We start from the raw sequence: 12,263 nt of genomic DNA on the forward strand, positions 1-12,263 counted from the left end.
GGTCCAGCACCGACACGAACTCCGACCAGGCTGCCGCGTCGAGCATGAACAGCCGGCGATCGGCGAGCACGTCGCGAGCATGAGCCAGCGTCGCGGTCACAGTGAAGTTAGTCAGGTCGGTCCCCTCCACTTCGGCAGCACGACGAATCAGCGCGTCTTGCTCAGCAGTCAGACGCACCGCGAACCGCTCGGTCTTCGTAGCCATAGAAACCATTGTTGGCCTATTGGGCACACAATGCAACGGGACACTGGTCACCGCTCTGCACAGCAGCAATGAATCTCACCCCTTTGAAACACGCTCCGACTCACGGGAAGGGTTACCGGGGCCAGTCAGTCGGGTCGCGGTGTGCCGAGCACGGGTATCTGGACGGTGTGCGTACCGATTGGCCCAAAACACAAAGGTCACGAACCCGAATGAGTTCGCGACCTTTATGCCTGGAGTTCGTAGAACTCCTCGTGGTGTCTGGATCTCAAGTGCAGGTCAGAGTGCCAATCCGACAGTTGATTCCACCGACTTTCTGCGGTTTTTCCACCGGCTTTATCCAGGCTTAGGGGCCGACTCCGGTGGCGCCGCTCTGGCCTTCGGTCGGTCGCGTCGGGTGGCATCCGCGCTCCTCCTCGCAATGCGCGAGCCTGGCTTTTCCGCTGGCAGCGGGCGTTCTGCGGCGGCTCGTCGAGTTTTTGCCGTTTCATTCCACCGACTTTCTCCGGGTGCAGACATAGCGATGGACCGCGCTTGTTGGGCGCGGTCCATCGTGCGGAGGTGCTTCTAGGTTCGGGGCGGTGTGCGGGCGGGTTCGTGGCCGAGGTCGGCGGCGAGTTGACGCATCCGGATGTCGATGGACTCTTCCCTGACCTTGGCAGGGTCAAAGTTTGCTTGACTTTCCCGGTTGGAGGCGACGACAGCCGTGGCCAAAATCAGCTTGATCATCGGGTCGCGTCGCGGCCCGTCGGTGAGTTGCCTCAGCCCTGTCACGTGGGCGGACTTGAGATGGCTGAACCGCTGCTCGGTCAGCGCGCGAGCTGCCTCGAAGTACACCGCGTGTTCCCAGCTCCCGGGGACCAGGTCCCATTGCGCGCGCTTGAACTGGTCCGGAGTGAGGGTGACCATGACGCTGGACTTGGCGCAGCATCCACGTTCGTGGGCCTGCCAGGTCGGCTCCGCGACCGGGACACCGCGACGGCCGTCCTGGATGGATTCGGGTTTGAGTGGACAGGTGACGTTCCCCAGCGCCGCCGGACAGACCAGCTTGACCTTCACCACCTGCTTGCGTGAACGACCCAGAACGGGCCTGCCATGCCCGCTTTGTGCGTAGAAGGGCCGTGAGTTGTAACCCATGAGGTAGGGCAGGATGCGCCGCAACCGCTTGTCGTGGAGGCGGAACTGATCGTTGCTTAGAAGGTGTTCCATCTTCGGTGCGCTGTGACCTTTGATCTTCGCTAGGACGGCGGGGCAGAAGAACGCCCCGGCCCATTGGAGAGCGCCCGGCTCGGGTTCGAAGGCGGGCGCTCCGGCAGGTTTCGCCGAGGGGCATTCGATCCCCCAGCCCTTGGGGAACCGGCCGACGAAGTTGTAGCGACGTTCGAGCAGGATGTCAGCAGTTTTGTCCTCCGTGTTGTAGGCCATGTCGGAAACCACGAACGGCCACTTAGCCCGGAGGCTTGTCAGGTCGTCCGGTCAGACCGTTGGCCTCGGCTTGTTCTAGCGCATCGGCCATGCCTCCCGGGCTTCCTGAGGTTCCGTAGTGGATGGCGATGCCGACGAAGACCGGGGCCACGGCGTGCATCGCGGTGGGCTTGCCGATGCGGGTCAGTGCGGTCATCTCCAGGGTCATCCCCGCATAGGTGATCTGGCGGGTGGTGCCCGTGCCGTCGCTGGCCGCTGACTTGCGGTCGCGCACGTGGTAGTTCGCACTCGGTACGGCTCCGCGCATCTTGTCGTCGGCAACGCCGATCGTGCCGTCTTGTTTGGCGACGAGGTAGAGGGTGCCGTCGACAACAAGGTCTCCCCGGCAGCCTTCGGGGTTCTTGATCTCTACGGACGCTGCGACGAGGCGGTTGATGGCCAGGTGCAGAAGTCGTGCGGCGTGTTCGGCATGCTCGCGTTGTTCGTCGGTGCGTTTTTGAGTCGGGCGTGATACTGGGCATTGGTCATGCGGCGGGCCGGCAGGTCAGCCCAGGAATCGAAAGTCCTGAGCCTACGTGTCCACCAGGCGGTGAAGCGCTTGTACTCTGCGTGGTGTTGTCGCCAGATCCTCGAGCAATCCTGATCGTGCATGCCGACTGCGGTGAGTTGGGCCGCGGTGAGCTCCGTAATCGTCTGCAGGATGCCCGTCAGCGTGGGCGGACGTTTCATCACGACCCTGATCAGCAGCGAGACCAGAACCGCGGTGGTCGTATAGGCGATGCCTTGAGGGCGTCGCCCGCCCGCCTCACGATGATGAGGGTGTTGGTCGTCGATGAGTTCGGCTACCCCTGATTCCCACACCAGGTGGTGGGCGTAGTTGAAGAGGTCGTCGGCGATGATGCACTCCGGTTTGCGTGCGGCAATCATCGCAGGCTGTCCTGCTGGATGGTGATGGCATGCGGGATTCTGAAGTGCGGCAACTCTTTTCGTAGACCGTTTAGCACTCTCAGGTCGAGCACGTCGGCCAATTGCAGCAACATCGCTGTGGGTATGCGTCGCTCGGCCATGTCGAGAATCCACCGGTTGCGCAGCGCCGCCGCCCTGACGGGTGGATATCCCTTGTTGGTCAGCTTTTCGCTGATGCGGTTCACGATGTTGCGTTCAGCGAACTCGGCGTTGGGGGCCAGCACCAGGCCGTCGCCGACTCGGGCCGCCAATTCGATGAGCCGGGAGTTGATGCCGGGGTCCAGGACCGGTACCTGCCGCGCGCCGCCGGCGGTGTTGGGCAGGGCGACTACGCAGATCGCGCGGCCTTGTGAGCGCACGGTCGTGATCGCCGTTCCTCGCAGTACCTTGAAGTCTGCCGCGCGGGCACCGACGCCGTAGCTCAGATCCGCCAACGCCAGCGCTCGCATCCCCAGCGGGGTGGGCAGTTCCCAGACGACCCTGTAGAAGGAGCGGATCTCGTCGTAGCTGGCTGCCTTCCGCGTCGTCCGCGCCACCGGCGTTACCCTCTCTGGCGGGTATTCCCGGGGATGGAACAAGCGTCCCGCGGTGTAGAGGACGTGACGGACTTGCCGATGGCCTCGGGGGCTCTGCGCTCCGGTGACCTCCAGTCGCTCGTCTACAGGTCCGCGTTTGAGGGCTCTCTTGGCGTCGACGACGCCACCGACGGCGGCCCAGGCCAGATGCCTTGCCACCTCAGAACAAGACTTCTTGTCACTCGCTTCGGTGGTGAACTCAGTCATGCACTGGACCTTCGCGGCCTGCAGAACCGCTTCCCTGGCGATCTCGGGGTCCGGGTAGCGGATCTTGATCGCGGTAAGCCTGGCCATGCGCTCTTCGAGATCGGGACCCGGCTCCGGCACCGGCGTTAGGGCGGCGCGCTGCATGAACGCCGATGCCGCTTCCAGGGTCGGCTCGGGCGGTGCCTCGTCAGGAACAGCCACCGACGCATCCGCCGCGGTGAACTTCTTGAATCGGGCCATCAGCGACCACTGCCGATCACGCGGCGTGGTTGGTTGACAATCGTGCGTGGGCACGCTGAAATGAACACAGTCCTCCTTGGAGGGTTTGAAGAGCCTCAGAACTCTTTGTTTGTCTGGAAGCCGGGTTGCCGCCCGGCTTTCGGCATTTCTGGGCGGCATATGCCGCGGGAAGTGCCGTTACCGCACTCAAGCTAGGTGTTCGGTGCACCTCCCGAATTCTGCGCGAGCGCAATAGGATTCAGTGGTTTCTCGATAGACTCCCCACGATCGATTCCCCGCTGGCTCAGCGCCAGCTTCAGGAGTTCACTGCCGGCCTGCGACAACGTGATGTCGGCGGAGTCCGCATACGTGTAGACGGCTTCGGCGATTGCCGGTGGCAGGCTGAACTCGACTCGCACCCGTGAAAGGCGCCCGTTACGTGGCCTGCCCATCGCAGCTCCCATCGAGTCCCGGAGATTTGTCGAGAGATTCCCGGCCGTAGATTAACCGACCTGTCACGCTGAATATGTTGCTGTTGAGGGCTTCTCGCAATAGTGGGTGTGAACGTTCACCGTGTGTGGTGAACTTCGAAAGCTAGGCGCCGTGGCGGCGAAGATGGTCCCTGTTCAGGTCGTGATCCCACTCGATGTACGCGCTCTGTGCTCATACCCGTTGCTGAACAACATATTTCGATCTCTTAAGAGCAAGCAACGCCTCAGGTCAGGGTTGATCGAACTCGCGACCGCCGATAGTTCCTGCGCACGGGACGCGACAATGCAAATCAAAACATCCAGCTACAGCTTCGGAGAGGTCTTCGCAAACAGTATCTTGCGCGCGTGTCGCCGGCGCTGACGCGTCGACAGCGGCGAGAGCCCAGGACGGGACACGGGACACGCAGCTTCGTTCGTCGCTAGATCTGACGACTCCGTTCAATCATCAACCACGGCAACTGAGTCCGGTTCCCCGGCGATACGCCTGACGGTAGCCCGCTGCATGTCGGTCAGCATGTCCTCGGTGTAGCCATCGATCGCCAGAGCCCACCACACCGTTCTCATGTTGGGACATCGAGGACAACATCGGGGGCCGACGACGCCGAACTGGCCCATGCGCGGCGGATAGTCCCATCCTAGGTCGAATGCTTCGGCCGGAGTCAGGATCTCCTCCACCCCGCACACTTCGCAGATATCACGCCACTGCGGTTCGGTGTCCGTCATGGGCGTCAGTCTGGTCTGCGGTTCTGACAGGTCGCAGTGACGACGCGAGGGGCACTCGGGCCCCCTGGCGGCTCGGTGGTCGGTGTGGTCACCTGCTTACCTGGGTCTTTCCGGAAAGTCGGTACGCACACACTCCAGGAGGTCGACTACCTTGTCACGCATCGCGGTATACGGGTCGTCATGGCCATTCCCGACAAAGAGGAGTCTGCGCGCACCCTGACGCCGCGCATCGGGCTTGGAGCCAGCGAAGATGACCTGCCAGTCTGCGTCCGCGCACTCCCGCCGGACAACATAAGTCGCGTGAAGTCCCGCCAGCGGGCTGATCGCAACGGCGTCTTCCGATTCGCCTCTAACGGACTTGATGGCCAGTACCAGGTAGCGATTGTCGACGCCGTTCGATGTCATCGAACCCTTGTGTAGGCGGCACCGGGCTGGCGTGAAGTGCTTCTGGAGAAGCTCCAGGACGTCAAGGCGGCGTTCGTCGATGTGGTGGCCGAGGTAGCGGCCGGATTTGCGAATGCCGTCGAGGAACTTCTGCGTTTGTTCGCCGGGCGGCAAGAGTTCGAATGCGAGTTCGGCAGGCGTCTGCCGCGAGGCCTCGCTCTCACGGAACGGCATCAGGAAGTCGTATCGCCCATCGCGGAGTGCGAGGAGTTCGGCTCGCGACCGGCGAATGAACTGGTTCAGTGCGTCACCGTCGCTGACGAGCAGCCGCTCGGTCGACGCAGTGAGATCGGCAAGCCGCTGGTTCACACGACGTAGCTCCGGTACGGTCCCGGTCAGTGGACGCGAATGCAGATCGGTGAGCATGTCCCAGAGTCGTTCGTCGTTGCTCGGGCAGGTGACGGTCAGCACTATCGCACGCCGAAGGAAGTCGAGCCTGGCGCTGGCTCGGCGAGACTGGACGGAGCTCAAATCACCCAAGCCGCTGAGGTCCTCATCGTCACTGATGAGATGGTCAAACTTGTTCTCCAGCGCACGTTTCGCAAGATCTGAATCCTCGTGAATTGGGCCTTGGGCTTGCTCCAGCACCCGGACCAAGTGCTTCTCGATGTCAATTACGCCAGCGAGGACTGCGAGGTCTTGCGCAGCTGTCGCCCGGCCCTTTCCTGTCTCGGTGCCTCGGCGTGCGGCGCTGAAACGCCAGTACAAGTAGCCGTAGTCCCGTGAATCGGTTGGGAGGATCTCCTGCAAGCGGGCCTTGACTGCTTCCCTGGGCTCGTTGGTCGTATCCCTGATGACGCTGGCGATGCCATCCACGTCGACGGTGGCGCCCAGCACGGGGAGGCCTACCGTACGGATCCGCGGCCGGTTAGCGCGGGACGTTTCGGAGTCTGCCGGCGCATTCTGCGGCATGGGGCGGCCGGAGGCCCACGGCTCGCTCGAAGCAGTAGCGGCCTTGGTGAGGTTCGATGGTTGGACGCTGGCGGAGTGGTCCCGCTGAATCTGGAGCGGAAGATACAATCGGGGGTGGCGTCGCGCGTCAGCTGCAATGATCCGCTTCACGCTTTCTCGCGGAAGTCCGTATGTGGCTTTGCAATCCGCGTAGAACTCATTCACTGAATTCTTTGGATCCTCGGAAGCAGCTGCAACACGGTAGCGCTCACAGATAGCGTTGATTTGCGATTGCGCAGGTTGCCGCAACCGGACCGGCTTCTTTCCGGCCACGGGTTTGACCGCTTTTCGGGCCGGCTTCCCTTCGGCCTTAGCTTTGGGCTGCTGAGGCTTGCCGCCGTGGGCTTCGCGTAGGCGACGCGCAACGGGCCCTTCGATCGTTGCAGACGCGGATTTGACGAATTCGCCGGCCGCACTGAGTTCGGCCAGGATCTGCTTGCTTGTGACCCTCAGTTCCTTGGCGAGCTCGTGTACCCGCGCCTTTCCAGCCACGTCAGTCCCTTCATTCCGTGGTCCGTTGGTTGAAGCTATGACTCATCGCGACTCGCGCGTGGATTCCTTTGATTCTCTGCAGTCCTGCCTACAACTGAAGAGCGCAGTCCCGGGCGGAGCTGCCGGATCGCGATCAAATGCCGACTACCCAAGTTCTGGAAGCACTCTTGCAGATTGTGCGTACCCCGGCGCCAGCACTTCCATCTGCTCGATCACCAGTTTGATCGCGGCGAGTTGCTTGTCGGGCGGGTACTTGTACTTGACCAGCAGCCGCTTGATCGACGAACGCAGTTTGGCCCGCACATCGTCGCGGACCGTCCAGTCGGTCTTGGTGTCGCGCTGCATGACGCCGACAAGGTCCCGGGCGATTTGGGCGAGCACGTCCTCACCTTGGACCTCCACCGCGGACTCGTTCTGCGCGACAGCGTCGTAGAACGCGAGTTCGTCATGCGACAGCGGCGGACTGAAGTGCGCGCCGCGGTTTCCTTCCGCGGCGACCTCCTTGGCCATCTCGATCAGCTCAGCGATCACCTCCGCCGACGTGAGCTGCTGGTTGGTGTAGCGCCGCATCAGGTTGGTCAGGCGCTCCGAGAACGCCCGCTGGCGCACGACGTTGCTCTTCGTCGCGCGCACCGCTTCCTCGGTGATCACGGCGCGCAGCGCCTCAATCGCCAGATGCGGATTGCTCGCCGCCGCGGCGGTGGCCTCGAACTCCGGACTCAGATCGGACAGCGACGGTTTGGGCAGCCCGGCCGCGTCGTAGATGTCGACGATGCCGTCGGATGCGGTGGACTCATACACCAGTGATTCGAGCATCCGCCGGATCGCGTCGGGCACCGGTTGCCCGGAGGCCTGGCGTTCATTGGCATCGAACTTGGCCATCCATACCCGCACCTCCTCGTAGAACTTGGCGGTCGGGCGCAGCGCGTCGAGGGTCTGGCTGCCGGCACACAGTGACCATGCTCGGGACAGTTGGTTGGTCAGGGCGCGGAATCGATCTCCCAGCGTGGCTTCGTCCTCCGCAACCTGATTGCCAGCCGTCGCCGGCGACCGCAGGTAGTTCGTCAGTCCCACCGCGGCCTTCATCCAGCCGTGGGGCTGGGCCACTTTCGCGCGCCAGTCGTATCCGGCGCACAGCGTATCCAGCTGGGCGATCAGGGTTTCGGTCAGCGCGACGGCCTCGTCGATGTTCTTGCCGACGGGCTTCTCCGTGCGGTCGGTCTGGGTGTATTCGGCCAGCGCCTTACTCAGGTTCTCCACCAGCGGCGCGTAGGCGACCAGCAACCCGTTGGGCTTCTCTCGGAAGGTGCGATTCACCCGAGCCAGCGTCTGCATCAGCAACGCACCCTTGAGCGGGCGGTCCAGATAGAGGGTGTGCAGCGGCGGGGCGTCGAAGCCGGTCAGCAGCATGTCCTTGACCAGCACGATCTGCAGCTCATCGTCCGGATCGCGCAGCCGTTGCTGGATGGTTTTGTTCTGTGCATCGCGGCGCACGTGCTTCGCCACCAGACCCTGGTCCTTGGCGCTACCTGAATACACAACCTTGATCGCGCCCTTATCAACTGCCGTGTCATGCCATTCGGGTTTGAGGGCGATGATCTCCTCGTAGAGCTGGGCACAGATCTCGCGGGTCGCGCAGACGATGAAGGCCTTGCCTGGACACGAGATGAACTTGCGCATCTCGGCCGAGCGGGCGTCCCAGTGTTCGAGGACGTCGCGGGCCAAGGCCTTGAGTCGGTCGGGTGCGCCGTAGACGGCGTTGATGACGGCGACCGACTTCTCGATCTGATCGCGTTCCACATCGTCGAGTCCAGAGGTCGCCTCGTCGGCGGCCTTGTCGAGATCGTCATCGGTGACGCCTTCGGCCAGCGTGATCCTGATCAGCCTGGGCTCGAAATACACCCGAACCGTGGCCTTGTCATTCGCGGCCCGGGTTAGGTCGTAGACGTCGATATCGGGGCCGAAGACGTCGCGGGTGTCGCGGTCGGCCTCCGCGATCGGGGTACCGGTGAACGCGATGTACACCGCGTTGGGCAGTGCGTCGCGGATGTGGCGGGCGTAGCCGTCGAGGTCGTCGTAGTGGCTGCGGTGCGCTTCGTCGACGACGACGATGATGTTGCGGCGGTCGGTCAGCAGCGGGTGCTCGGCCCCGGTCTCCCGCTCGGTCTTCGATAGCCCAAACTTCTGCAGGGTGGTGAAGTAGATGCCACCGGTGGCGCGGTTGGACAGCTCGTCGCGCAGTTGCGCCCGGGTGGTCACCTTGATCGGTGATTCCCCCAGCAGCCGCGACCGGTCGAAGGTGGCGTACAGCTGGCCGTCGAGGTCTTTACGGTCGGTCACGACGACGACGGTGGGATTTTTCAGCTTCGGTTGTTGCGCGACGAGGTGGGTGTAGAGCTCCATCTCCATGGACTTGCCCGAGCCCTGGGTGTGCCAGACGACACCGGCCTTGCCGTTGCTCTCTGCCGCGGCCACCGTAGACCCGACGGCCTTGGTGACGGCAAAGTACTGATGTGGCTTGGCAATTCGCTTGACCAGTCCGTCGGCGCCGGCATCGAACGCCGTGAAATTGCGAAGCAGCTGTAGGAACCGTTCGGGGTTGAACAGACCGTCAATCAGGTACTCGACTTCGGTGCCCAGGTGGACATCATCGACAGGTTGACCGAAGGTCACGGGCTTACCGTCGTCGTCGACGTTCCACGGCGCGTAGTGCTCCAGCGGGGTGAACGGCGTGCCGTAGCGCGCGGTGATGCCGTCGCTGATTACATTGAGCACCGCGAAGCGGAACGCCATCGGGAACTCGCGCAGGTAGGTGGCGAACTGCGCGTGCGCACCCGGTAGGTCGGCGTACTTGGAACCGGCCTGTTTGAGTTCGAAGAACGCGATCGGCATGCCGTTGAGGTACAGCACGATGTCGAAACGTCGCTCATGTTCGGCAGAGCGAATGGTGACCTGCTGCGCCGCGAGGAGTTCGTTCTCCTCAGGTTGGTGGCTGATCAGCCGGATCGTCGGATTCTGTTCGATACCATCGGAATCCACATAGCTGATACCGCGGTACCCGCCGACCAGATACTGGTGCAGCCGGTAGTTCTCGGCGATGGCATCCTGCGATGACGGCTGCAGGATCGCCGCGCGCGCCTGTTCCAGGTACTCACCGGGCACATCGGGGTTGAGTTGGCGCAACTTGGCCAGTATGCGGTCCGGAAGCGGAAGTTCGTCCCAGCTAGCGCGGCCGTTCTCGGTGCCCAGCGCGATCGCCGAGCCGTCTGTTTTCAACCATTCCTGCTCTGCGAGGGCCTCCATCGCGATGGATTCCCATTCGGCTTCGCTGAAGTCGGTCACGTATCCCCCTGTGCTGAGCCTGGTTCATCGGCGAGTTCGGCTTCGAGTTCGGCGATGCTGGGCAGGCTGGATTCGATGTCTACGGGCAGGCTTTCGGTGATCGCGGTTTTCCATTCGGCGACGCCGATCGGTGCCGTGTAGCCGCGCAGCGCGTATTCGGCGACCACGTTGTTCTTGGTCTTGCACAGCAGCAGCCCGATGGTGGGTTTGTCGTCGGGGTGACGCAGCAGATCATCGGCGCCGGCCATGTAGGTGCCAAGCTGCCCGAGGTAGCTCGGGTCGAAGTCGCCGACCTTCAGTTCGATGACCACGTAGCAGCGCAGCCGTAGGTGGTAGAACAGCAGATCGGCGTAGAAGTCGGCGTCACCGATCTCCAGATGCACCTGCCGACCCACGAAGGCAAAGCCTTGGCCGAGTTCGAGCAAGAACTTCTCGACGTGCTCGGTCAGGGCAAGTTCAAGGTCACGCTCGCGGCGGATATCGGCGTTGCCCACGAAGTCGAACAGGTACGGGTCGCGGGTGGACTGCTGGGCGAGTTCGGAGTCCGCCGGCGGCAGGGTGCGCGTGAAATTGGTGATGGCCTTACCCGCCCGCTCGTGAAGTCGGCCCTCGATGTGGTGGACCAGGATGTCGCGGCTCCAGCCCTCCTCGATCGCCGCCAGTGCATACCATTGGCGCAGGTCAGCGCTGTCGAGCTTGTCCAGAAGTGCGACATGGTGGTACCAGGGCAATTGTGCAAGGCTGCCTTGCACAATTTCAGAGTCGGGCCACGCGGCGGCGAAGGCACGCATGTACTTCAGGTTGCGGGCTGAGAAGCCTTTCGCATCGGGGAAGCGCTCAAGCAGGTCGGCCGAAAGCCGGTCGATGACACGCGCGCCCCAGCCTTCGGCGTCCTGGCGGGCCAGGATCTCGTTGCCGACGGCCCTGTAGGTGAGAACGAGTTCGGTGTTGGCGGCGGTGACGGCGCGGCGACGGCCAAGGCTGATCCGGTCCGACACTGCAGACAGGAACTCCGGGTACCAATCAGGCACCACCGCAAATCGACGACCATCATCTGGCGGCATCGGCCATCTCCGTCTCAGACACATCGCCAGTCGGCGGAAACGCTACATCGGCGCTCGTCGCAGACTTGATGTCGTTGGCCACACCGTACGGAATGTGCACACCTGCGATGTACTCACTGGCCCCTTCCAGATGTACTTGTTGATCATGCGACAAGATGATCACTTCGACCAACGGATCTTCAGGCCGTAGGTCATTCAGATTGAGCAGCCGATTGATGAACGGGAACGCGACGCCCGTTTGGAGAGTGTCACCGATCCGCTCATCCTGATAGATCCGGTACCTGGCTTCGCCGTGCTGATCGAAGTGCGCGCTGGAAGCGACGCCGACGGCGAGCTTGTCGCTCAGTTCGTAGGGCATCTAAGTCACTCCCCGGACCAATTCCTCCGCTGCCTTGACGGTAACCTTTCCAGACATCAGCAGCGGCAGGAGCTCATCGCGGGTTCGAACCAAGCCGCTCGATTCTCGTCGTCGTTCGTAACAGATACGCCCTAAGTCGTCGACCAAAGTCGCCGCCGATTCGCCAAGTTCGCGAACGTCATTCACCCGTACGCCCAACAAGTCAGCCGGCCTGATTCGCTGATGGCTGCCCGACGTACCAGCCACCTTCTGGCGAAGGGCCTCAGAAACTTCGGGCTGTGCCAGTGCCGCCCACAACGCAGACGAACTCCCGCCCTCCGGCATCAATACAACAAACTCCGTACTCGCCACAGCCATCTGAGTCGGAAGTTCGGCGACATCCCAGATTCGCGGAATGCGCGGGTTCAGCTTCGAGAAAAGCACACTAGGCTTCGACAGAAGAAACTTGTTGCTCTTGATCGTCGTGCGGCCTGCAAGGTCGGGTTGGCAACCAGCGTCAAAGGCGGGAAGGCTGAAATGGGCGACCGAGCTTTCAAAGCTCCCTGGCTTTACCGAAGCTGTGGACTGCACGGCCAACGCAGACACCGGCACGTACTCATCGCAGGCAGTCGACACCACCCAAGCATCCGGCGACAACGCCGCCTGACCCGCCAAACCGAAGGAATGAGAATGAAATACAGGCTCTTCCGGGAAGTCCGTGGGTCATGGTGTGACCGGGTAGAGCTGTAATCCGCCGAGGTGGAAGTAGATTGCGGTCTTGAAGTGCTCTCGGTTGCGGTAGCCGCGGGCGGAGACGCGGATGGC

At 62.7% G+C, this 12,263-nt stretch carries 10 protein-coding genes and 2 pseudogenes; all 12 read right to left on the bottom strand.

What is annotated here, in order from left to right; translation table 11 throughout:
• A pseudogene (locus WA944_RS26485) lies at nt 1-241 on the bottom strand (type II toxin-antitoxin system TacA family antitoxin); the annotation flags it as partial.
• A gap of 528 nt (nt 242-769) precedes the next feature.
• Complete coding sequence (locus WA944_RS26490; RefSeq protein ID WP_526647501.1) at nt 770-1,627, bottom strand: hypothetical protein; 858 nt, start codon at nt 1,625-1,627, stop codon at nt 770-772.
• A 22-nt stretch (nt 1,628-1,649) separates the two neighbouring features.
• Nucleotides 1,650-1,901: a hypothetical protein gene (locus WA944_RS26495; RefSeq protein ID WP_526370220.1), complete on the bottom strand. Its 252-nt coding sequence runs from the start codon at nt 1,899-1,901 to the stop codon at nt 1,650-1,652.
• 134 nt (nt 1,902-2,035) lie between these two features.
• Nucleotides 2,036-2,554: a hypothetical protein gene (locus WA944_RS26500; protein WP_526370222.1), complete on the bottom strand. Its 519-nt coding sequence runs from the start codon at nt 2,552-2,554 to the stop codon at nt 2,036-2,038.
• Complete coding sequence (locus tag WA944_RS26505; RefSeq protein ID WP_526370224.1) at nt 2,551-3,615, bottom strand: hypothetical protein; 1,065 nt, start codon at nt 3,613-3,615, stop codon at nt 2,551-2,553. The genes WA944_RS26500 and WA944_RS26505 overlap by 4 nt, the downstream gene beginning before the upstream one ends.
• A 191-nt stretch (nt 3,616-3,806) precedes the next feature.
• Nucleotides 3,807-4,013, bottom strand: a complete 207-nt coding sequence (locus tag WA944_RS26510; protein WP_526370226.1) for a hypothetical protein — start codon at nt 4,011-4,013, stop codon at nt 3,807-3,809.
• Nucleotides 4,014-4,523: 510 nt separating this feature from the next.
• Complete coding sequence (locus WA944_RS26515; protein ID WP_526370228.1) at nt 4,524-4,808, bottom strand: hypothetical protein; 285 nt, start codon at nt 4,806-4,808, stop codon at nt 4,524-4,526.
• Nucleotides 4,809-6,458: 1,650 nt separating this feature from the next.
• A pseudogene (locus WA944_RS26520) lies at nt 6,459-6,695 on the bottom strand (translation initiation factor IF-2 N-terminal domain-containing protein); the annotation flags it as partial.
• A gap of 144 nt (nt 6,696-6,839) precedes the next feature.
• A complete protein-coding gene (locus tag WA944_RS26525) occupies nt 6,840-10,037 on the bottom strand; it encodes a type I restriction endonuclease subunit R (protein WP_526370230.1) in 3,198 nt (1,065 codons plus the stop codon).
• On the bottom strand, nt 10,034-11,035 hold the full coding sequence (locus WA944_RS26530) for a PDDEXK nuclease domain-containing protein (protein WP_526370232.1): 1,002 nt from the start codon (nt 11,033-11,035) through the stop codon (nt 10,034-10,036). Before WA944_RS26530 ends, WA944_RS26525 begins: the two co-directional genes overlap by 4 nt.
• A gap of 52 nt (nt 11,036-11,087) precedes the next feature.
• Complete coding sequence (locus tag WA944_RS26535; protein ID WP_526370234.1) at nt 11,088-11,459, bottom strand: 5'-nucleotidase; 372 nt, start codon at nt 11,457-11,459, stop codon at nt 11,088-11,090.
• Nucleotides 11,460-12,074, bottom strand: a complete 615-nt coding sequence (locus WA944_RS26540; RefSeq protein ID WP_526370236.1) for a restriction endonuclease subunit S domain-containing protein — start codon at nt 12,072-12,074, stop codon at nt 11,460-11,462. It lies immediately after the preceding gene.
• Nucleotides 12,075-12,263: the final 189 nt, after the last annotated feature.

It is taken from the genome of Mycobacterium sp., assembly GCF_049683355.1.
Taxonomy (GTDB): Bacteria; Actinomycetota; Actinomycetes; order Mycobacteriales; family Mycobacteriaceae; genus Mycobacterium.

What these genes read in the sequence shown, in the direction of transcription:
- WA944_RS26490 (WP_526647501.1), bottom strand. Translation starts at nt 1,627, where the DNA reads ATGGCCTACAACACGGAGGACAAAACTGCTGACATCCTGCTCGAACGT.
- WA944_RS26500 (WP_526370222.1), bottom strand. Translation starts at nt 2,554, where the DNA reads ATGATTGCCGCACGCAAACCGGAGTGCATCATCGCCGACGACCTCTTC.
- WA944_RS26505 (WP_526370224.1), bottom strand. Translation starts at nt 3,615, where the DNA reads ATGGCCCGATTCAAGAAGTTCACCGCGGCGGATGCGTCGGTGGCTGTT.
- WA944_RS26515 (WP_526370228.1), bottom strand. Translation starts at nt 4,808, where the DNA reads ATGACGGACACCGAACCGCAGTGGCGTGATATCTGCGAAGTGTGCGGG.
- WA944_RS26535 (WP_526370234.1), bottom strand. Translation starts at nt 11,459, where the DNA reads ATGCCCTACGAACTGAGCGACAAGCTCGCCGTCGGCGTCGCTTCCAGC.